We start from the raw sequence: 21385 nt of genomic DNA, 5'->3' as shown, positions 1-21385 counted from the left end.
CGATCACACCCGCTGCAGGATGACGGGCGGGGTACCGCTCAGTACATTCGAGTAAACCCTCGTTCACATCTAATCCAAGGGGCCGTGCCTCATGTCTGGAACGACCGGTACCACCTCAGTGATCGTCGCGGGCGCCCGTACGCCCATGGGCCGTCTTCTCGGCTCCCTGAAGAGCTTCTCCGGAGCCGACCTCGGCGGCTTCGCCATCAAGGCCGCCCTGGACCGGGCGGGCATCGGCGGCGACCAGGTCGACTACGTGATCATGGGCCAGGTGCTCCAGGCCGGGGCGGGGCAGATCCCGGCACGCCAGGCCGCGGTCAAGGCCGGTATCCCGATGAACGTTCCCGCGCTCACCGTCAACAAGGTCTGCCTCTCCGGTCTCGACGCGATCGCCCTGGCCGACCAGTTGATCCGTGCGGGTGAGTTCGACGTCGTCGTCGCCGGCGGCCAGGAGTCCATGACCAACGCCCCGCACCTGCTCCCGAAGTCCCGCGAGGGCTACAAGTACGGTGCGATCGAGATGCTCGACTCGATGGCGTACGACGGTCTGACCGACGCCTACGAGAACATCCCGATGGGCGAGTCCACCGAGAAGCACAACACCCGCCTCGGCCTGAGCCGCGCCGACCAGGACGAGATCGGCGCCCTGTCCCACCAGCGCGCCGCCGCCGCCCAGAAGAACGGTCTCTTCGAGGCCGAGATCACCCCGGTCGAGATCCCGCAGCGCAAGGGCGACCCGATCCTCTTCTCCAAGGACGAGGGCATCCGCGCCGAGACGACCGTCGAGTCCCTCGGCAAGCTCCGGCCCGCCTTCGCCAAGGACGGCACGATCACCGCGGGCACCTCCTCGCAGATCTCCGACGGCGCCGCCGCTGTCGTCGTGATGAGCAAGGCCAAGGCCGAGGAGCTGGGCCTGGACTGGATCGCCGAGATCGGCGCCCACGGCAACGTGGCGGGCCCGGACAACTCGCTCCAGTCGCAGCCGTCCAACGCGATCAAGCACGCGCTGAAGAAGGACGGCCTGAGCGTCGAGGACCTCGACCTCATCGAGATCAACGAGGCGTTCGCGGCCGTCGCCGTCCAGTCGATGAAGGACCTCGGCGTCTCCCCGGAAAAGGTGAACGTCAACGGCGGCGCCATCGCGCTCGGCCACCCGATCGGGATGTCCGGCGCCCGCGTGGTGCTGCACCTGGCGCTGGAGCTGAAGCGGCGCGGCGGCGGCACGGGTGCGGCGGCGCTGTGCGGTGGCGGCGGTCAGGGCGACGCGCTGATCATCCGCGTCCCGGGCAAGTAGTCCTCGTAACGTACGCACAGAGTGAACCGAACGGAGCGGTGATGGTGGACGTCCCCACCCTGGTCGAGCAGGCCCGTGAAGGCCGGCCGCGGGCCGTGGCCCGGCTGATCTCCCTGGTGGAGGGGGCGTCACCGCAACTGCGCGAGGTGATGGCGGCCCTCGCGCCACTGGCCGGGAACGCGTACGTCGTCGGCCTCACCGGTTCACCGGGTGTCGGCAAGTCGACCTCGACGTCGGCGCTCGTCTCGGCGTACCGGCGGGCCGGCAAGCGGGTCGGCGTCCTCGCCGTCGACCCGTCGTCGCCGTTCTCCGGCGGCGCGCTCCTCGGCGACCGGGTCCGGATGTCGGAGCACGCCTCCGACCCCGGCGTCTACATCCGCTCCATGGCCACCCGCGGGCATCTGGGCGGCCTCGCATGGTCGGCGCCGCAGGCGATCCGGGTGCTGGACGCGGCGGGCTGCGACGTGATCCTGGTGGAGACGGTCGGCGTCGGCCAGTCGGAGGTGGAGATCGCCTCCCAGGCCGACACCTCGGTGGTGCTCCTCGCGCCCGGCATGGGCGACGGTATCCAGGCGGCGAAGGCCGGAATCCTGGAGATCGGCGATGTGTACGTCGTCAACAAGGCCGACCGGGACGGCGCGGACGCCACCGCGCGCGAGCTCAACCACATGCTGGGTCTCGGGGAGTCCCGCGGCCCCGGCGACTGGCGGCCGCCGATCGTGAAGACGGTCGCAGCCCGGGGCGAGGGCATCGACGAGGTCGTCGAGGCCCTGGAGAAGCACCGGGCGTGGATGGAGGAGCACGGCGTCCTGGCCGAGCGCCGCACGGCGCGCGCGGCCGGCGAGGTCGAGACGATCGCGGTCACCCGACTCCGCGAACGCATCGGCGACCTGCACGGCGACCGCCGCCTCGGCGCCCTGGCCGAACGCATCGTGGCGGGCCGCCTGGACCCGTACGCGGCGGCGGACGAACTGGTGGCGGGGATCACGGGCGAGTCCTGACGGGAGGGTTCCGGCGGGAAGTGCTGAACGACGAGGCCGGGGGCGGCGTGCGGGCCGCCCCCGGCCTCGCCGTTCGTGGAGAACCACGCCTGCGCGGAATGTGTCGAGTGCATGGAAGGATGCCGTCGGACGCATGTCATGCACACCGGGGGGAAGCGACACATGCTGGGGCCGCTGCGCGAGGATTCGCCCGGACGGATCGGGCCGTACGGTGTACGGGCCCGGCTCGGCGCGGGCGGTATGGGAGAGGTCTTCCTCGGTGACCGGGGGGACGGCAGCGCACCCGTCGCCCTGAAGACCGTGCGCCGGGACGTCGCGCAGGATCCCGGCTTCCGCAGCCGCTTCCGCCGCGAGATCGCGGTCGCCCGCTCCGTCACCAGCCCCTTCCTCGCGCCGCTGCTCGACGGGGACGCAGACTCCGAAGTGCCCTGGCTGGCCACCGGATACGTGGCCGGGCCGACCCTGTCCGCCGCGATCCGCCGGGCCGGCGCGATGGACGAGGGCGAGGTACGGATGCTCGGCGCCGGGCTCGCCCGCGCGCTCGCGGCCGTCCATGCGGCCGGCGTCGTGCACCGGGATGTGAAGCCCAGCAATGTGATGCTTGCCGAGGACGGTCCGCGGGTCATCGACTTCGGGATCGCGCGGGACGGCGGCGCCGCCCCGCTGACCACCACCGGCCGGATGGTCGGCAGCCCCTCCTTCATGTCTCCGGAACACGTGGCGGGCAGCGGGCGCGTCACCTTCGCCTCCGACGTCTTCTGTCTCGCTTCCGTGCTCTGCTTCGCCGCCACCGGCCGCGATCCCTTCGGTGACGGGCCGGTCGCCGCCGTGCTGTACCGGGTCAAGTACGTCGAGGCCGATCTCGAAGGCGTGCCGGACGCGCTGCGCGCCGTTCTCGCCGACTGCCTGACCGCCGAGCCCGCCGACCGCCCGACCGCCGCCGGACTCGTCGAGCGGCTCGCCCCGGGCGCGGCGCGGCAGTGGCCCGAGCCGGTACGGCAGCACATCGCCGAGTACGGCAGGGAACTGGCCCGGGTCCGCGCCCTCGACGGACCGCTGCTGCCCGGCTACACGCCGACCGAGGCGGCCGTCGGCAGCCGGGCGCTGATCCATCAACTTCCCACCCAGGGAACTGATTTCGCTCCCGGTCTGCATGTCGCGCATACGCAGGGCCCCGGGCTCCCCCAGGCCGGAGGCCCGCCCCGGCGGCGCGCCCTGGTGGCCGCTCTGGTGGCACTGGTCCTCGCGGGTGCGGCGACAGGCGCGATCCTGGCCCTGCGCAACAACGACGCTGGCAACAACACTGCTTCTTCCGGAGGGAGTTCGCCCGCGCCCGTCGCAATGGTCGCCGGAGTGGACGAGGACGGTGGACTGGACGGCTCGGGCACGGTTCCGTACGGCCGACAGGTTCGTCCCGCGGGATGGAAGCCCTGGCGGGGGAAGTTCACCAAGGCTCCGCTGGGCTGCACGGCGGGCAACCGCGTGGTCGTGTGCCGGATGGTGGACGGCACCTATGAGGCGCTGTCGGCAGCCGACGGCAGGCACTTGTGGTCCCGGGACGCGGGGGAGACCGGACGGTCCGCCGGCTACGGGCCGCGCGGGCAGTTCTTCATGCCCGCGGGCGCCACCCGTCCCGCCGTTTCCGGCGACACTGTCGTGATCGTCGCGGCGCAACGGGTGCAGGTCCTGGACGCCAGGACCGGCAAGGTCCGCTGGGACGCGCGGGCCGGCGGGGCCTATACGCCGGAGAGCAAACCGCTGGTCGCCGACGGCATGGTCTTCGTCGCGTCGCTGCAACTGCCCGAAGGCACAGAGCTCCTGGCGTACGACCTGCGGACCGGGACCGAGAAGTGGCGCGCACCGCTGGCCAAGAAGGATCTGGCCTCTTTCGAGAAGCGCAACTACTGGCCGCTCGCCGCCCAGGACGGGGCGCTCTACGCCATGACATCGGATGGTGTGAGGGCCTATCGGATCAAGGACGGCAACGTGCTCGGCACGGCCGCCGGACCGACGACGCAGACGACAGGTGACGAGATTCCCGACACCGGGTGCGACTCCGTCAGAGTGCGCGGATCCGCGGTCTTTTGCCCGACCTACGTGTCCACCGGTGAACGCGGCGACTTCCGGGGTGACCTGACCCTTCTGCGCTTGAAGGGACCGGGGCTGGGCGAGCCGGACGAATACCGCCTGCCCAAGGGATCCGTCGCTGACACGCTGCTGGGCGCGGTCGCCGACAACGTCGTGACCTTGCGGCGGCAGGCGCTCGAAGCCACCGACCAGGCCGGTGCCGCCCAGCCGCAGATGATTGTGGTCGGCGGGGCGGACGAGAGCGCCGTCGGCCGGTACCCGCTGAAACTGTCGGCGCCGGGCGGCCGGTCGAACCCCACCTCCGACCCCATGATCGTGGCGGGCCGGGTGGTGTGGGCGGACAGCTCCGCGCTGTACACCGTGCCGCTCGGTAGGGACGGCAGGCCGGGCGCGGTCCGCCGGACGGTGCTCAACGGGGCGCCGGGCCCGACGGTCGCGCCGGCGTACGACGCTGTCACGAACGGCGTGGACTTCGAGAAGGAACTCCTCGACCCGGTCCTCCTGCCCGTTGGCGGCGTGGTCCATGTGATCTACGACCAGGGCACGGTGGTCTCCGTGCCGCTGCCCGAATGAACCGTCCCCGGGTGAAGTGGAGTGTGCGGTGATCGAGCCGCTTCCGGCCGGACGACGTCGGGTGATCGGTCCGTACGAGTTGCTCGGGCTGCTGGGCGCGGGCGGCATGGGCGAGGTGTATCTGGCCAGGCCGGTCGTGCCCGAGGACGGGCGTCTCGTCGCGCTGAAGACCATCCGCGCCGATCTCGACCTCGACGACGGTTTCCGCATCCGTTTCCGCCGCGAGATCGACGCCGCCGGTCTCGTGCACAGTGAGCACACCGCGGCCCTCGTCGGTGGCGACTCCGGCGACCGGCTGCCCTGGCTGGCGACGGAGTATGTCCCCGGTCCCTCGCTCGCTGAAGCAGTCACGCGCAGCGGTCCGCTGCCGGAGCCGGTGGTACGGGCGCTGGGCGCCGGTCTTGCCCGTGCCCTCGCCGACATGCACGCCGTGCGCGTGCTCCACCGCGATCTCAAGCCCGGCAACGTGCTGCTGGGCACCCACGGGCCGAAGGTGATCGACTTCGGGATCGCCCAGGCCTTCGACGCCACTCAGCTGACCCGGACCGGGGTCGTGGTGGGCAGCCCGGGCTACATCTCGCCCGAGCACGTCAACGGCTCGCGGGCGCTCGTACCGGCGTCCGATGTGTTCTGCCTCGGCGCGGTCCTCGCCTTCGCGGCGAGCGGACGGGGGCCGTTCGACGACTCCGACATGGCGGCCGTGATCTTCCGGATCTCCCAGGGAGATGCCGAACTGGCCGGTGTGCCGACGCAGTTGCGTGTGGTGATCGAGCGATGCCTCAGCAGCAGCCCTGCCGACCGGCCGACCCCGCAGGAACTGATCGCCCTGTTGCAGCCGAGGGAAGCGGCGCCGGGGGGATTCGTATGGACGGACGGGGTGCGGGCGCAGCTCGCCTCGTACGAGGCCGATGCCCGCGCCTGTGTCGACGCGGTTCCACCGGCGTCGGCGGACCGGCCGATGCCCGCGCACCCTTCCCGAACGCCGACCTTCCCCGGGTATGCCCCTGCAGTCGGTACGACCGTGGCGGGCGGCGCATCCCGGAACGGGCGGCTGCGCATGGGAGCGGCGGTCGCCGCTGTCGTCGTATCTCTCGTGCTCGGCTTTGTGCTCCTGCCCGGTCTGTTCAAGCCGGGCGGAAGCGGCGGTGGTGCGGCGACCGGTGCCGGCCCGAGCGGGTCCGCGGCCACGCCGGCCGTGAAACGGCCGACCGGACCGGTCGTCGTTCCCGCCGCGGACGCGGGGCACACCGGAGACTTCGGGAGCGCGGGCGCGGACCGCTCGCTCCGGTCGGTCGACTGGCATCCTTGGAGTGCGAAAGTCGCGGACGGCGAAGTGGGATGTGTGCTGGCGAGCGCGGCACTGGTCTGCGCCGGAACCGGAGGCGTCACCGCGCTGAATGCCGCGGACGGCTCACAGCTGTGGAAGGCGGGTGCCGGGACGGGGGCGGCGTTGATGGGTGGGGCGGTGAAGGACACTGCCTACGCCTTCGCGGACGGACGCCTCGTCGCGTTCCGCATCCGGGACGGCCATGAGGCGTGGAGCCTGCCGCTCCCCGCCGGGCAGCGCGCCACCACCGCTATCGAGAAGGACGACGTCCTCCTGTACGTCACCCAGGACGAAGGAGCATCGGCGGGGAAGCTGTATGCCCGTCGACTCACCGGCGACCGCGCGCAGTTGTGGACGCGCCCGGTCGACGGGGGCGACGTCACGCTGGCCGCCGCCGGGGACCGGGTCGTCGTAGTGGGCCGTTCCCTCGACGTTCTGGACGCCGCGAGCGGCCGGCCGGCCGGACGAGTCGAGAACGGTGGAGACCGGTGCGGCTCACCGGTGCTCGCCGGGCACGAGCTGCTCTGCACGGCCGACGTCGGCCTGAACGTCATCGATGTGAACTCCCCGCAGCAGGGCGGGCGGACGATTGCCGAAGGGATCCATGCCATCAGGCAGCCCGCCGTCTCGGACGACGGCACGGTCGTCGTGACCGCCGAGAACCAGGTGTACGCGTACGGTCTTGCCGACGGCGGACTGAAGTGGACCAGCGGTGACACACTCGGCTTCGACGGCACGCCCCATGTGGTGGGTGACCAGGTCGTTGTCACCACAGAGGAGTCGATGGAGTCGTACGACCTGCATGCGGAGGGGAACAACGAGAGCAGGAGTGGGAAGCGCTACACCGGCTGGCCCGGGAAGAAGACCGAGCCGGTGCTGATCGCGAGCGGCGACATGAACTTTCTGATCTTCGCCACAGGGCTGGTGGTCTCGGGGTACGGGCTCTGATCAGTCGTCGCCGTGGTCGTCCCCGTGGCGGCCGTCGTCCGGTCGGTCCGCGGTGACCGCGGCGGTCTTCGCGTCCACGTTCAGCTCGTGACGGTTGCCGTCCTTGCCCGTGATGTCGACCTCCCAGTGCAGCGCGCCGCTCCGGCCGACGGTGTCGTCCAGCTCGATCGAGGTGACCGTGCCCGGCGCCGCGCGCAGTGCCGCGTCCACCGCCGCGCCGAGCGGGACCGGCGCCGAGCGGGGAGCGTGCCGGCCGCGGTCGTCGTTGTCGTCGGAGGCGTGCGTGCCGAGCACCTTCGCGCTGCGCGCGTCGACCGTCACGTCGTGCCAGGTCCGGTCGGAGCCGTACAGGTCGAGCTCCCAGACCGGCTTGCCGTCCTCGTCGTCCCGCTCGGCCTCGGTGACCGTGCCGGGGACCGCCTTGACGGCCGCCGCGACGGCGTCGTCCAGGCCGACGGGGGTGGTGGCGTTGCGGCTGCTGTCGTCGTGGCCGACGCGGGTGGTCGCGTTGCGACTGCTGTCGTCATGGCTGTCCCGGCCGTGGCCGTCCGCAAAGGCGACGGCTGTGGCGGTCCCGCCGCCGATGAGTACGGCCGCGGTGACGGCGGCGACGACGATCTTGCGCTTCATGTGGGTTCCTCCCCTGTCGGATGGCCGATGTGCGATGTCCTCCACACTGCGGGGGCGATGCTGAACGCAGGCTGAAGCCACCTGAAGCCGTCTTCAGGTTCGGTTTGCGACTCTGTGCGTATGCGCCTGTTGATCGTGGAGGACGAGAGACGGCTGGCGATGTCCCTGGCCGGGGGACTCACCGCCGAGGGCTTCGCCGTGGATGTCGTGCACAACGGCCTCGAAGGGCTGCACCGCGCGAGCGAGGGGGTGTACGACCTCGTGATCCTCGACATCATGCTGCCCGGGATGAACGGCTACCGGGTCTGCGCCGCTCTGCGCGCCGCCGGTGACGAGGTGCCGATCCTGATGCTGACGGCGAAGGACGGGGAGTACGACGAGGCGGAGGGGCTCGACACCGGCGCCGACGACTATCTGACCAAGCCGTTCTCCTACGTGGTGCTGGTCGCCCGGATCCGGGCGCTGCTGCGACGCCGCGGCGGTTCCGCCTCGCCCGTGATCACCGTCGGCGCGCTGCGGATGGACACCGCCGCTCGCCGCGTTCTTCTCGGCGAGGACGAAGTCACGCTCACTGCCAAGGAGTTCGCCGTGCTGGAGCAGCTGGCTCTGCGGGTGGGCCAGGTGGTGAGCAAGGCGGACATCCTGGAACACGTCTGGGACTTCGCGTACGACGGGGACCCGAATATCGTCGAGGTGTACGTCAGCGCACTGCGCCGCAAGCTCGGCGCGGCGTCCATCCGTACGGTGCGGGGCGCCGGCTACCGGCTGGAGGCGCTGTGAGGTCGGTACGGGCCAGGGCCGCGGCCGGCGCCATGGTCGTGGTCGCCGTCGCGCTGATCGGTGCGGGGATCGCCGTACTCCTCGTGCTGCGCGCCAACCTGACCGATCAGGCGGGCCTGCAGGCGGAGGTGGCGGCCCGGGAGGTCGCCGGGCAGCTGGCCCTCGATGTGCCGTACGGGCGGCTGGACCTGCCCGACGTGGAGGAGCACCCCGTCCAGGTGACCGACGGGGACGGGCGGCTGGTCGCCGCGTCCAAGGAACTGGAGGCGGTCTCCGGGACCGGCACCGACCGGGTCACGCCCAACGCGTCGCCGACGCCGGGAAGTTCCGGCAGCGGCAGCGGCAGCGACGACGACGGAAGCGGCGACCGCCACGGCGGCGACGACCACCGCGACGACGACGCGAACACCCCTGCCCGCGGTGAGGTGTCCACCGACGACCCGGACTTCACCAACGGCACCGCCACCGTCGACGGCGACACGGCCGACTACCGCTTCGCCGCCGTCTCCGCGACCACGAGCACCGGCGTGACCCTGACCGTCCACGCGGGCGCCCCGCTCGCCACCGAACAGAAGGCGGTGGGCAGTGTGCGCGCGGCGATGCTGATCGGGCTGCCCGTCATGCTTCTCGTCGTCGCCGCGGTGACCTGGCTGGTGACGAGGCGCGCGCTGCGGCCCGTCGAGGGCATCCGGGCGGAGATGGCCGCGATCACGGCGTCCGAGGACCTGTCCCGGCGGGTGCCGGAGCCCGGTTCGCGCGACGAGATCGCCCGGCTGGCCCGTACCACCAACGAAACCCTGACCGCGCTGGAAGCCTCCGTCGGCCGGCAGCGCCGCTTCGTCGCGGACGCCTCGCACGAGCTGCGCAGCCCGATCGCCTCGCTGCGCACGCAGCTGGAAGTGGGCGAGGCCCATCCGGAGCTGCTGGACCTGCGCGGCGCGGTCGCCGACACCGTACGACTCCAGGCGCTGGCCGCCGATCTGCTGCTGCTGGCCCGGCTGGACGCGGGGGAGCGGCCGGGGAACACCCCGGTGGACCTGGGCGCTCTGGTCCACGAGGAGGTCTTGCAGCGCACCGGCGACCGGATCCCGGTGGCGATGTCCGTACCGGAGTCGGGGCACCTCGAAGTCACCGGATCGCGCGGGCAACTGGCGCGCGTGATCGGCAACCTGCTGGACAACGCGGAGCGTCACGCGGAGAGCTCGGTGGCCGTGTCCGTCTTCAGGGATCACGGCAGCGTGGTCGTCGCGGTCACCGACGACGGGGCGGGCGTCCCGGAACCCGAACGCGAGCGCGTCTTCGAACGCTTCGTCCGCCTCGACGATGCGCGGTCCCGGGACGAGGGCGGCGCGGGTCTGGGACTCCCCATCGCGAGAGACGTGGCCCACCGACACGGAGGCACTCTGACAGCGACCCGAGCCGCAGAGGGCGGCGCCCGCTTCGCACTGCGCCTGCCCGGAACGGAATCAAGCCCATCGGGCGACTGAGGACAGAGCCCGCGCCCCCGTGCATCGCCGCATCCCCGTGCATCGCCGCCCCCGCACACGCGCGCCCGGGGCGTGCTACGGCTTGCCCCGCCGCCCCCGCAGATGCTCCGCAACCGGCGTCAGCGCCGCATGCAGGTCCGCCAGTGCCTCCGGCGTCAAAAGGTCCATGAAGTGCTTGCGCACCGATGCGACATGGTGCGGCGCGACCTTCTGCATCGTCTCCGCGCCCGCCTCCGTGAGCACCGCGAACAGACCACGGCGGTCGGATTCGCAGTTCTCCCGGCGGACCAGCCCCGCTGTCTCCATGCGGGTGATCTGGTGCGAGAGCCTGCTCTTGGACTGCAGTGTGGCCGCGGCGAGGTCGCTCATCCGCATGCGCTGGTCCTCCGACTCCGAGAGGTTCACCAGGATCTCGTAGTCGTTGTTGGTCAGGCCGAACGGCTGGAGGTCCTTCTCCAGCTGATGCATCAGCAGCCTGCTGACGTCCAGGTGGGTGCGCCAGGCGCACTGCTCCGCGTCGCTCAGCCACTGGGTGGCCGTCTCGGTCTCCATATGTGGATTCTACCTAAGATGTTGAAAGCCGGACGAAGTGGAGTGCTGTGATGCCCGGCACCGGCCCGGGGTTCCGGTTCCGGAAACGGCTCCAGCGCTGGGCGCGGGCGTTCGATGTCACACTCCGTAGACTACCGTTCACAAACCGAAGCGACGCTGGAGGTCCCCCAGCTGGCCGGGCAGACGGGGGTTGGCGCCGGGTTGACCCGCACCGCCACCGGGGACCCCTGCCTGCTGCGGCGTCGCCCCCGTCGGCTGCTCCGCCATCAGGACCTCGGTCGACTGGAGCAGCACCGTGCCCGCGCCGACGAACTCGAACTGATGCTCCTCGCCCGAGGTCCCGCCGATCCCGGTCAGCGACCGGAGACCGCCCATCACGCCCGTCATGTAGCCGTGGTCGTAGTGGTGGCACGGCGAGGGGCAGTCCGCCCAGCCCACCAGAGCCTGCGGATCGACCCGCAGCGGCGGCTCCATGAAGACCACCGGACCGTTGGACGCCGCTACGAACTTCCCCGTACCGATCAGCGTGAGAAAGCCCGGCACGATCGACTGCTTGAGTGCCAGCGTCGGCTGGTACGCGAGGAGGTTGCCGGACCGGATCGTCAGGTTCCCGTCGTCCAGGTCGTACGAGTTGACGTCGAAGGCCCGGTCGGCGAGCAGCATCTTGCCGCTGCCCTCGGCCACCACCCAGTCGCTCGCGTGCAGCGGCGAGTGGAAGCTCGTCCGGATCAGCCGTTCGAACCGTCCGTGGCCGATGCCGTTGAACTCGATCCGCCCGTAGTAGGCGATCATCTTGCCCTTCTGCAGGAACCACTGGCTCCCCTTGAGCTCCACACAGAAGGTGTACGCATTGACGTTGTCGTCCGACGGCAGCGTCATCGGGTCAAAGATCACGGGCGTGCTCACAGCTTCTCCTCCGACGCCTGGACGTACACCGCGCCGCTGCCACTCAGTTCCAGCTGGAACGCCTCGCCGGAGCCGCGCCCCACCATGTCGCGCCAGCCGAGCGCGGTGGAGAGCTTGTTGCGCACGTCGCCGTGGTGGGCGACATAGGCCTGCGGGTCCACATGCACCTCGCGTCCCGGCGTGATGGGCAGCTCGATCACCCCGCCGTGAGCCATCACCGCGACCGCGCCGTGACCCTTCAGCGTCGTGGTGAACAGGCCCTGCCCGGTCACCTGGCCGCGCACCATGCCCATGACCCCGCCCTGCGACCCCATGAACATCGTGCCCTGTTGCAGCGTCCCGTCGAAGGCGAGCAGCCGGTCGGCCTCCACGTACAGCGTGTCGCCGGCCAGGTTGATGACCTGGATGTGATGGCCGCCGTGGCCGAACATCACCGTGCCGCTGCCTTCGACGGTCATCAGTGGCGTCGCCTCATTCGCCATCCGGCGGCCGATCATCGACATCATGCCGCCCTGGCCACCCTGGATGTTCGGGGTGAACGACACCTCGCCGCGGTACGCGAGCATCGCGCCGCGCTGGCTGAACATCTTCTGGCCGGGGACCACCGTCGCCTCGACCATCTTCGAGTTGATCTCACGGAACGGCATCAGACATCGCCCCCGATGGTGTTCCGCTCGCTCGGCTGCACGTAGACGAGACCCTCGCCCTCGAATCTGATCTGGAACGACTCTCCCGAGCCCTCGCCCATCAGCGTCCGGAAGTTGACCCCGGACTGGAAGTGCTGCTGCAGATTGCCCTGGTGGGCGATGTACGCGCCGGGGTCGACGAACAACGGGTACTGGGCGGTCACCCGCAGCACCACGGCCGAACCGTCCGACATGATCGCCGCCTGGCCGGTGCCCTCGACGGTGGTGGTGAACAGGCCGTTGCCGGTCGCCCCGCCGCGCAGCCCGGTGAAGGTGGTCCCGGTGCGCAGCCCGGCATCGGTGCAGAGCAGGTTGCTCGCCTCCACGTAGAGCTTCTCGCCTCGCAGCGAGACGAGGTTGATCTCGCTCGCGCGGTCGGCGAAGTAACAGGTGCCCTGCCCGCTCACCTCCATCACGGTCATCTGCTCGCCGGTCAGCCGACGGGTCACCATGCCTCGGATGCCCTCACCGCCGCCGGACATCTTCTTGAACGCCATCCGGCCGTCGTACGCCACCATCGAGCCGTTCTTCGCCTTGACGGCGTCGCCGGTCAGATCGACGGCGAGCGTCTTGCTGCCTTGGAGTCGGAACATTGCCACCCAGTGACGGTAACGGCAGGGGGCCTGGGCCCGACAGGGTCTCTGGGCCTATCCGGACCCTGAGTCCACCCTGATATGCGCTGATACGTTCCCCGGAGTGTCACCGGGCCCCCGCCCCTGGGCCCGGTGGGTGCCGATGCCACAATGGGACACGCTTGTGCCTGTATTCACAAGCTGTGACGACCCTCCCACCGAAGGTGCCCTTGTGGACATCAAGACCGCTACCGCCCTGCACCGGCTGCGCCTCATCTCGATTCCCGAGGCGCTCTCCTTCCCGGCGCTGATCATCTTTGGCTCGATCCTCAGCCGCGTCTCGGACATCGACTTCCTGATGATGCCGCTCGGCATCCTGCACGGCGTGCTCTTCGTGATCTACGCCGTCCTGCTGCTGGACGTCTGGTCCAAGACCAAGTGGCCGTTCAAGCGCGTCGCGTTCTTCTTCCTGCTGGCGCTGCTGCCGTTCGGCGGGCTGTACGGCGACAAGGTGTTGAAGCGCTACGAGGCCGACGGCGTCATCGCCGCCCGCGCCCGCCGGGAAGGCGTGGTCAGCGCGTGATCGTCGCCTTCTCCGTCAGCCCGCTGGGGGTCGGCGAGGATGTCGGCGAGTACGTCGCCGACGCCGTCCGGGTCGTCCGCGAGTCGGGGCTGCCCAACCGTACGGACGCCATGTTCACCTCCATCGAGGGTGAGTGGGACGAGGTCATGGACGTCGTCAAGCGCGCCGTCGCGGCCGTCGAGGCCCGTGCCGGACGTGTCTCCCTCGTACTGAAGGCCGATATCCGGCCCGGTGTCACCGACGGGCTGACCTCCAAGGTCGAGACGGTCGAGCGGTACCTCGCCGGCTGACGTCCCCCCGTTACCACCCGGAGACCCCCCGCGCCGCACGGCGAGGGGGGTCTCCGTCACCCGGGGCGCGTCTCGGGCTCCACCGCCAGTGCGATCCCTAGCGGCGTCCGCTCGTACAGCACCTGGTGCCCGTACCGGCGCGAGGTCAGCAGCCCCGCTGCCCGCAACACCGACAGATGTTCCGACACGGAGGACGGCGCGAGGCCGAGCCGATGGGCGAGGGCGCTCGTCCCCGCCGGTTCGTCGAGCATGCACAGGAGATCGGCCCGCGCCCGCCCGACCAGCCGCGCGAGCGTCTGCGGCGTACGGTCGGCGGGTTCCGTCCACAGGCCACCGATCCCGCGCGCCGGATAGATCACCGCGGGCTGGTAGGGCGGCTCGTACCCGCTGACCACATCCGGCCAGGCGAAGACGCTCGGCATCAGGACGAGACCCTGCCCACCGAGCACCCGGGAGTGTCGGCCCCGCATCCCGACGAGCGTGAGCGTCGAGTCCGCCCAGCTCAGCTGGGGACTCAACTCGCCGAGCAGCCGTGCGAAGCCGACCGCGGCGAGCCGGCGCGAGTGGTACGCGATGTCCGCCTCCAGCAACGCGCGCAGCCGCGGCCAGTCCGGCTCGACCAGGACCCGCCATGCCTGTTCCAGAAGCGCGGACAGCTCCCGTTGCGCGCGGGCGGGGTCGTCGAGCATCGCCCGTCCTGCGGGGGAGTCCAGCGCCCCCGGCACACACGCGAGCGTCAGCGCCAGATCCTCACGGACGAGCTCGGGGTCGATGGCGCGTACCCCGGCGATCTCCTCCTCGAACGAGGCATAGGGCCCGAGCGGCGGCGGGCAGAGAAAGTCCGGATTGTGTCCGCCCGTCGGCATCAGCGACCAGAGCGGCCCGAGCTCGAGCCCGGTGGCGGCGCTCCGGATGCGCCGCAGCCACGGCTCGTGGTAGCCGTGGTTCCCCGGGCGCAGGAGGGTGCGTACCGCCTGTTGCGTCTCCCAGAGCGGGGAGAGGGCGAACCTGCAGCGCAGCAGATCGCTCTCGTCGAAATGCAGATGGAACGGCATCGGCGCACCTCGCGAAGATTCGGTGTCAGCCGAAAGTTTATGGAGCGCGGGCCACGCTCCTCCACGCTGCGTCCATGCCGAGCAACAGCCCCACCCCTGCGGGCGGCCCCCGCGATGCGGTGGACCCCCCGAGCGGCCCGACGGGCCCAACACCCCACGCACCGTCAGCCGCATGCCGCACAGCGAAGGTCGACCCCACGGGAGCGGCGCCGTCCCCGGCCCCGTCCCCGGAGCGCGCCGACCCCATTGACCCGAACCCGTCGCCCGCGCTCCGGACTGCGGCATCCGTCCCGGACCCCGGTACACCCCGCGGCTATCGCGCCGTCTTCGCCGTACGGGAGTTCCGTGCCGTCTTCGCCGCGCACCTGCTCTCCCTCCTCGGTGTCGTCGTCAGCGAGCTCGCGCTCACCGTCCTCGTCTACGACCTCACCGGCTCGCCCCTGCTCAGCGCCCTCACCTTCGCGCTCGGCTTCCTCCCGTACCTCGTCGGCGGCACGCTCTTCGCCGGGGTCGCCGACCGCTACCCCGCCCGCCGGGTCCTGGTCGCCTGCGATCTGATCTGCGCGGGCTGTGTCGCCGTCATGGTGCTGCCCGGCACCCCCGTCGGCGGGCTCCTCGCACTGCGCTGTCTCGTCGCCTCCGTGTCGCCCGTCTTCACCGGGACGCGTATGGCCGCGCTCACCGACATCCTCGGCGAGGGCGACCTCTATGTACTGGGCCGCTCCCTGCTGCGGATCGTCTCCCAGAGCGCACTGCTGATCGGCTTCGGGGTGGGCGGTGTGCTGCTCGCCGCGGTCTCCGCGCGCGGGGCGATCACGATCACCGTCGGGACCTTCCTCTGCTCGGCGGCGCTGCTCCGCTTCGGCACCCGCAACCGGCCCGCCCGGAGCGGCCGTGACGGTGGCGGCGCCCTGCTCAAGGACTCGCTCGCCGGAGCCCGTACCGTCCTCGCCGACCGCAGGATCCGCGCGCTGATGCTGCTCTTCTGGCTGCCGGCGATGTTCGTCGTTGCGCCGGAGGCGCTCGCCGCACCGTACGCGGACGAGATCGGTGTCGGTCCGGCCGCGCTCGGACTCCTCATGTGCGCGATGCCGGTCGGTCACATCGGTGCCGAGCTGTACGCGGGCGCCGTGCTCGCCCCGCGCCTGCGCTCCAGGATCGTGCTGCCGGTCGCCGCCGCAGGGCTGCTGCCCCTCGTGCTGTACGGGTTCCGCCCCGGCATGGTTGCGAGCGTCGTCGCGCTCGTGCTGGCCGGGGTGGGGGCGGCGTACGTCATCGGCCTCGACCAGTGGTTCGTCGACGCCGTCCCGGAGGAGCTGCGGGGCCGGGCCATGACCCTGCTCACCGCCGGGTTGATGACGGTCCAGGGCATCGGCATGGCACTCGCCGGGCTCGCCGCCGAATTCGTCCCCGTGCATCAGGTGGTCGCCGGGGCCGCCGTGATCGGTACGGTGTGCACGCTCGTCCTCGTCCGCGAGGTCAGAAGGACGGAACCCGTGCACGGTCCTCGGACCGAAGTTCGAGACGGGGCTGACCGGCATATGACCAGTGGGTAAGGTCGATGCCGTGCCGAAGCCGCTCAGTCTCCCGTTCGACCCCATCGCCCGCGCCGACGAACTCTGGCAGCAGCGCTGGGGTCCTGTCCCCTCGATGGGGGCGATCACCTCGATCATGCGTGCGCAGCAGATCCTGCTCGCCGAGGTCGACGCGGTCGTCAAACCGTACGGGCTGACTTTCGCGCGGTACGAGGCGCTGGTGCTGCTCACCTTCTCCAAGGAGGGGGAGCTGCCGATGTCCAAGATCGGCGAGCGGCTGATGGTCCACCCCACCTCCGTCACGAACACCGTGGACCGGCTGGTCAGGTCCGGTCTGGTCGGCAAGCGCCCCAATCCGAACGACGGCCGCGGCACCCTCGCCTCGATCACCGACAAGGGCCGCGAGGTCGTCGAGGCGGCCACCCGGGACCTGGTGGACATGGAGTTCGGGCTCGGGGTGTACGACGCCGAGGAGTGCGCGGAGATCTTCGCACTGTTGCGCCCACTGCGGATCGCGGCCAGGGACTTCGACGAGAAGTAGAGCCGCGCGCGACCCCCGGCCCGCTGCAAGATCGCCCCCGGCGCCCGGTTACGCTCGACGTCATGAAACGCAGCGTGCTGACCCGGTACCGGGTGATGGCCTACGTCACCGCCGTCATGTTGCTGGTGCTCTGCACCTGCATGGTCTTCAAGTACGGCTTCGACACCGGTGCGGGGCTGACGCTCGTCGTCTCCCAGATCCACGGTGTGCTGTACATCATCTATCTGATCTTCGCCTTCGACCTGGGCTCCAAGGCGAAGTGGCCGCTCGGCAAGCTCCTCTGGGTGCTGATCTCCGGCACGATCCCGACGGCCGCGTTCTTCGTCGAGCGCAAGGTCGTCCAGGAGGTCGAGCCGCTGATCGCGGACAGCTCCCCGGTGACAGCCAAAGTCTGACCCGAACCGCCCCGTGCAAAGCACCGGGCGGTTTGTCATCGACATTTACTAGGACGTCCTAGTAAATTGGGTTGCATGGACGCTGACGCGATCGAGGAAGGCCGCCGACGCTGGCAGGCCCGTTACGACAAGGCCCGCAAGCGTGACGCGGACTTCACCACGCTCTCCGGGGACCCGGTGGAGCCCGCGTACGGGCCCCGCCCCGGGGACACGTACGAGGGGTTCGAGCGGATCGGCTGGCCCGGTGAGTACCCCTTCACCCGGGGTCTCTACCCGACCGGCTACCGCGGCCGCACCTGGACCATCCGCCAGTTCGCCGGCTTCGGCAACGCCGAGCAGACCAATGAGCGGTACAAGATGATCCTCGCCGCGGGCGGCGGCGGGCTCAGTGTCGCCTTCGACATGCCGACGCTGATGGGCCGCGACTCCGACGAGCCGCGCTCGCTCGGCGAGGTCGGGCACTGCGGTGTGGCCATCGACTCCGCCGCCGACATGGAGGTCCTCTTCAAGGACATCCCGCTCGGCGACGTCACGACATCCATGACGATCAGCGGACCCGCCGTCCCCGTCTTCTGCATGTACCTGGTCGCCGCCGAGCGGCAGGGCGTCGACCCGGGGGTGCTCAACGGCACGCTCCAGACCGACATCTTCAAGGAGTACATCGCGCAGAAGGAGTGGCTCTTCCAGCCCGAGCCCCATCTGCGCCTCATCGGCGACCTCATGGAGCACTGCGCGCGCGACATCCCCGCGTACAAGCCGCTCTCGGTCTCCGGCTACCACATCCGCGAGGCCGGGGCGACGGCCGCGCAGGAGCTCGCCTACACCCTCGCCGACGGCTTCGGCTATGTGGAGCTCGGCCTCTCCCGGGGGCTCGACGTCGACACCTTCGCCCCCGGTCTCTCCTTCTTCTTCGACGCACACCTCGACTTCTTCGAGGAGATCGCCAAGTTCCGCGCCGCCCGCCGGATCTGGGCCCGCTGGATGAAGGAGGTGTACGGGGCCAAGACCGACAAGGCGCAGTGGCTCCGCTTCCACACCCAGACCGCCGGGGTCTCCCTGACCGCTCAGCAGCCGTACAACAACGTCGTGCGGACCGCGGTCGAGGCCCTGTCCGCTGTCCTCGGCGGTACCAACTCGCTGCACACCAACGCCCTCGACGAGACCCTCGCGCTCCCGTCCGAGCAGGCGGCGGAGATCGCCCTGCGCACCCAGCAGGTGCTGATGGAGGAGACCGGCGTCGCCAACGTCGCCGACCCGCTGGGCGGTTCGTGGTACGTCGAGCAGCTGACCGACCGGATCGAGGCCGATGCCGAGAAGATCTTCGACCGGATCAAGGAGCGCGGCATCAGGGCGCACCCGGACGGGCAGCACCCCATCGGGCCCATGACCTCCGGCATCCTGCGCGGCATCGAGGACGGCTGGTTCACGGGCGAGATCGCCGAGTCCGCGTTCCGGTACCAGCAGTCGCTGGAGAAGGGCGACAAGCGCGTCGTCGGCGTCAACGTCCACCACGGCTCGGTCACCGGCGATCTGGAGATCCTGCGGGTCAGCCACGAGGTCGAGCGCGAGCAGGTCCGCGAGCTCGCCGTCCGCAAGGCCGCCCGCGACGACGCCCGGGTCCGCGCCTCGCTGGACGCGATGCTGGCCGCCGCCCGCGACGGCTCGAACATGATCGGACCGATGCTGGACGCCGTCAGGGCCGAGGCGACGCTCGGTGAGATCTGCGGGGTCCTGCGGGACGAGTGGGGCACGTACACCGAGCCGCCCGGCTTCTGAGGGCCTCCGGGGCCGCCCGCTACGTGGCGGCTGCCGCGCCCAGCCCCGCAAGCAGCAGAACGGTGAAGCGCCGGGCCCAGTCCTCGTCGACGGGTTCGGCGCTCACCAGCGTCCGGTGCACGACCGCACCGGCGATCACATCGAAGATCAGGTCGGCGGTCGAGGCCGCCGACGCCTCGTCCGGTTCGACGGGCAGTTCGCCGCGCTGCTGCGCCCGTTGCCGTCCCAGCAGTACGAGCCGCTTCTGCCGGTCCACGATCGAATCGCGGATCCGGGTCCGCAGCGCGTCGTCACGGGTCGACTCGGCGACCACGGCCATCAGCGCCGTCCTGGTCTCCGGGCGGTCCAGCAGCGCCGCGAACTGCAGCACCACGCCCTGCACATCGGCCGACAGGCTGCCCAGGTCCGGCAGTTCCAGTTCGTCGAAGAGGACCGCGACGGCGTCCACGACCAGTTCGTTCTTGCCTGCCCAGCGCCGGTAGAGCGTCGTCTTGGCGACCCCGGCCCGCGTCGCCACATCGCCCATCGTCAGCTTCGACCAGCCGAGGTCGACCAGGGACGCGCGGCAGGCCTCCAGGATCGCCTCATCGGCCGCGGCGCTGCGCGGTCGTCCCGGTCGCGCGGGTTCGGGGTGGCCGTGGCTCAGCATGCCGAGACCATACCCGCCAGTAAGGAGAACCGACCGGTCGCGTTCGCCGTGAGACAGATCACCGGACACGCCTGTGCGTGAGAGGCGCGGGACAGTTACGCTACGGGCCGTAGCGTAAGGACGACGGTCAGGCCGTCGTCACGCCACGAGCGAACGACAGCCACAGGTGCCGGGTGGGGACCCGGCACCGAAAACAGGCCCTTCGGGGGTCATTGGACCGTGTAGGTCCGCGCGTCCCGCACGCCGGCGGGTACCACGGACGGATGCGCTTCCCGGATCGCTTTCCGGAACGGCGTGCCGAGGGGGGAGGATGTACGTATGCAGCCTAGGAACATGTCCATGAGCGGCGTCGTCGACCTCGCCGCGGTGAAGGCGGCCGGCGAGGCCAAGGTGAAGGCGGAGCAGGCCCGTGCCGAGGCCGCCCGGCAGGGTGGTGGCGGTGCCGTCCCCCCGTCCTCCCTGGTGATCGATGTCGATGAGGCGGGCTTCGAGCGCGATGTCCTCCAGCGCTCCGTCGAGGTTCCCGTCGTCATCGACTTCTGGGCCGAGTGGTGCGAGCCGTGCAAGCAGCTGGGCCCGCTCCTGGAGCGCCTGGCCCACGAGTACAACGGCCGCTTCGTGCTGGCCAAGGTCGATGTCGACGCCAACCAGATGCTGATGCAGCAGTTCGGCATCCAGGGCATCCCGGCGGTCTTCGCCGTCGTTGCCGGGCAGGCCCTTCCGCTCTTCCAGGGCGCGGCCCCCGAGACTCAGATCCGGCAGACGCTGGACCAGTTGATCCAGGTCGGCGAGGAGCGGTTCGGGCTCACCGGGATCGCGGTCGACCAGGAGGCCGCCGGCCCGGACGCCGGGCAGGCTCCGGCCGAGGTGCCCGCGGGACCGTACGACGCACTGCTCGAAGCGGCCGTACGGGCGCTGGACGCCAATGACTTCGGCGGTGCCGTCCAGGCGTACAAGAACGTGCTCGTCGACGACCCGGCCAACACCGAGGCCAAGCTCGGCCTCGCCCAGGCCGAACTGCTCGGCCGGGTGCAGGACATGGACCCGCAGCAGGTCCGCAACGATGCCGCCGAGAAGCCCGCCGATGTGGCGGCGCAGATCGCCGCCGCCGATCTGGACCTGGTCGGCGGTCATGTCGAGGATGCCTTCGGGCGCCTCGTCGAGACCGTGCGCCGGAATTTCGGTGACGACCGGGACGTGGCGCGGCTGCGGCTGCTGGAGCTGTTCGAGGTCATCGGCCCCGACGATCCGCGTGTCGTCGCGGCCCGCACGGCGCTGGCGCGCGTCTTGTTCTGATCTGACAACGCGGCCGTGGCGTCCCGTGGGCGTCACGGCCGTTTTCGCGATCCGGCGACAATAGTCGCCCTCGCTTTACCAAATCTTGATAAAAGCGCGGACTGTTACTGCCAGTAAATCGTGCGTGGGGTTCTGTCCGTTTAAGGGCCTCAATTCTCCCTTTCCTCCTTGCGAAGGTTGCCACCCTGTGTGGCCGGGTGGCGCCGCCCTGTCGTGCCTTGGTTATCGGGCCGTTACTAGCCAGTAACGAACCCCCTTGTGTCGCGGGCGCTAATGCACCACGATCGGCCACGCTCGGTCCAATGACGCCAGCCCGACCGCCAGTCGGCGCGGCGGCAGATTTGGGTCCCCACCGAGTGGGTCGGCGGCAGTGGCGCCGACCGCGGACAGGGGGGTTCCTGCCGTCCGGCAGGGCCTGTTC

Annotated in this window: 20 protein-coding genes; 13 read left to right on the top strand and 7 right to left on the bottom strand. The window is 70.6% G+C overall.

Translation table 11 applies throughout. The annotated features are described in order from the left end of the window. The first annotated feature begins 91 nt into the window (after positions 1-91). The 4 genes from OG395_RS20795 to OG395_RS20780 all read left to right on the top strand — a co-directional run bounded on the left by OG395_RS20795 (position 92) and on the right by OG395_RS20780 (position 7231). Positions 92-1294 (top strand): acetyl-CoA C-acetyltransferase, encoded by a 1203-nt coding sequence (locus OG395_RS20795; RefSeq protein ID WP_266981400.1) that lies wholly within the window; start codon positions 92-94, stop codon positions 1292-1294. A 41-nt stretch (positions 1295-1335) separates the two neighbouring features. Next, positions 1336-2295 carry a methylmalonyl Co-A mutase-associated GTPase MeaB gene (gene meaB, locus OG395_RS20790; RefSeq protein ID WP_266981398.1) on the top strand — a complete coding sequence of 320 codons (960 nt, stop codon included), beginning with the start codon at positions 1336-1338 and terminating at the stop codon, positions 2293-2295. A gap of 162 nt (positions 2296-2457) precedes the next feature. Continuing rightward, entirely contained in the window at positions 2458-4956 is a 2499-nt protein-coding gene (locus OG395_RS20785) for a protein kinase domain-containing protein (protein WP_327244305.1), read from the top strand. Positions 4957-4984: 28 nt separating this feature from the next. Continuing rightward, positions 4985-7231, top strand: coding sequence for a protein kinase domain-containing protein (locus OG395_RS20780; RefSeq protein ID WP_327244304.1), 2247 nt, complete (start codon positions 4985-4987; stop codon positions 7229-7231). Here OG395_RS20780 and OG395_RS20775 read toward each other — a convergent pair whose 3' ends face one another. Beyond that, complete coding sequence (locus OG395_RS20775) at positions 7232-7861, bottom strand: PepSY domain-containing protein (protein ID WP_327244303.1); 630 nt, start codon at positions 7859-7861, stop codon at positions 7232-7234. A gap of 120 nt (positions 7862-7981) precedes the next feature. Here OG395_RS20775 and OG395_RS20770 point away from each other — a divergent pair, with 120 nt between their 5' ends. Together OG395_RS20770 and OG395_RS20765 are read left to right on the top strand one after the other, a co-directional pair. After that, positions 7982-8641 (top strand): response regulator transcription factor, encoded by a 660-nt coding sequence (locus OG395_RS20770; RefSeq protein ID WP_327244302.1) that lies wholly within the window; start codon positions 7982-7984, stop codon positions 8639-8641. Further along, positions 8638-10128 (top strand): sensor histidine kinase, encoded by a 1491-nt coding sequence (locus tag OG395_RS20765; protein ID WP_327244301.1) that lies wholly within the window; start codon positions 8638-8640, stop codon positions 10126-10128. The genes OG395_RS20770 and OG395_RS20765 overlap by 4 nt, the downstream gene beginning before the upstream one ends. Before the next feature lie 75 nt (positions 10129-10203). Here the strand turns inward: OG395_RS20765 and OG395_RS20760 are convergent, their stop codons facing one another. The 4 genes from OG395_RS20760 to OG395_RS20745 form a co-directional block, all read right to left on the bottom strand. Beyond that, the gene (locus OG395_RS20760; RefSeq protein WP_327244300.1) at positions 10204-10680 is read right to left on the bottom strand and encodes a MarR family winged helix-turn-helix transcriptional regulator; all 477 of its coding nucleotides are present in this window, start codon (positions 10678-10680) and stop codon (positions 10204-10206) included. A 138-nt stretch (positions 10681-10818) separates the two neighbouring features. Next, positions 10819-11586, bottom strand: coding sequence for an AIM24 family protein (locus OG395_RS20755; protein WP_327244299.1), 768 nt, complete (start codon positions 11584-11586; stop codon positions 10819-10821). Next, complete coding sequence (locus OG395_RS20750) at positions 11583-12233, bottom strand: AIM24 family protein (protein ID WP_327244298.1); 651 nt, start codon at positions 12231-12233, stop codon at positions 11583-11585. The genes OG395_RS20755 and OG395_RS20750 overlap by 4 nt, the downstream gene beginning before the upstream one ends. Further along, entirely contained in the window at positions 12233-12865 is a 633-nt protein-coding gene (locus OG395_RS20745; protein WP_266990470.1) for an AIM24 family protein, read from the bottom strand. The genes OG395_RS20750 and OG395_RS20745 overlap by 1 nt, the downstream gene beginning before the upstream one ends. Positions 12866-13076: 211 nt before the next feature. Between OG395_RS20745 and OG395_RS20740 the strand changes: the two genes are divergently transcribed. Further along, positions 13077-13427: a DUF3817 domain-containing protein gene (locus tag OG395_RS20740; RefSeq protein WP_327244297.1), complete on the top strand. Its 351-nt coding sequence runs from the start codon at positions 13077-13079 to the stop codon at positions 13425-13427. Beyond that, complete coding sequence (locus OG395_RS20735; RefSeq protein WP_030916057.1) at positions 13424-13717, top strand: MTH1187 family thiamine-binding protein; 294 nt, start codon at positions 13424-13426, stop codon at positions 13715-13717. Before OG395_RS20740 ends, OG395_RS20735 begins: the two co-directional genes overlap by 4 nt. Positions 13718-13773: 56 nt before the next feature. Here the strand turns inward: OG395_RS20735 and OG395_RS20730 are convergent, their stop codons facing one another. Beyond that, positions 13774-14772 carry an ArsR/SmtB family transcription factor gene (locus tag OG395_RS20730; RefSeq protein WP_327244296.1) on the bottom strand — a complete coding sequence of 333 codons (999 nt, stop codon included), beginning with the start codon at positions 14770-14772 and terminating at the stop codon, positions 13774-13776. A 74-nt stretch (positions 14773-14846) separates the two neighbouring features. Here OG395_RS20730 and OG395_RS20725 point away from each other — a divergent pair, with 74 nt between their 5' ends. The 4 genes from OG395_RS20725 to OG395_RS20710 all read left to right on the top strand — a co-directional run bounded on the left by OG395_RS20725 (position 14847) and on the right by OG395_RS20710 (position 19019). Then, positions 14847-16328, top strand: coding sequence for an MFS transporter (locus tag OG395_RS20725; RefSeq protein WP_327244295.1), 1482 nt, complete (start codon positions 14847-14849; stop codon positions 16326-16328). Between the two features lie 10 nt (positions 16329-16338). Beyond that, positions 16339-16848: a MarR family winged helix-turn-helix transcriptional regulator gene (locus OG395_RS20720; RefSeq protein ID WP_327244294.1), complete on the top strand. Its 510-nt coding sequence runs from the start codon at positions 16339-16341 to the stop codon at positions 16846-16848. 62 nt (positions 16849-16910) lie between these two features. Next, a complete protein-coding gene (locus OG395_RS20715; protein WP_327244293.1) occupies positions 16911-17243 on the top strand; it encodes a DUF3817 domain-containing protein in 333 nt (110 codons plus the stop codon). Between the two features lie 75 nt (positions 17244-17318). Then, positions 17319-19019: an acyl-CoA mutase large subunit family protein gene (locus OG395_RS20710; protein WP_327244292.1), complete on the top strand. Its 1701-nt coding sequence runs from the start codon at positions 17319-17321 to the stop codon at positions 19017-19019. Between the two features lie 19 nt (positions 19020-19038). Here the strand turns inward: OG395_RS20710 and OG395_RS20705 are convergent, their stop codons facing one another. Beyond that, positions 19039-19668: a TetR/AcrR family transcriptional regulator gene (locus OG395_RS20705; RefSeq protein WP_327244291.1), complete on the bottom strand. Its 630-nt coding sequence runs from the start codon at positions 19666-19668 to the stop codon at positions 19039-19041. A gap of 318 nt (positions 19669-19986) precedes the next feature. Between OG395_RS20705 and OG395_RS20700 the strand changes: the two genes are divergently transcribed. After that, positions 19987-20964, top strand: a complete 978-nt coding sequence (locus OG395_RS20700; RefSeq protein WP_327244290.1) for a tetratricopeptide repeat protein — start codon at positions 19987-19989, stop codon at positions 20962-20964. Positions 20965-21385 lie beyond the last annotated feature (421 nt).

The organism is Streptomyces sp. NBC_01320, assembly GCF_035974375.1.
Classification (GTDB): Bacteria; Actinomycetota; Actinomycetes; order Streptomycetales; family Streptomycetaceae; genus Streptomyces; species Streptomyces yanii.
This window is presented reverse-complemented; position numbering and strand designations above follow the sequence as displayed.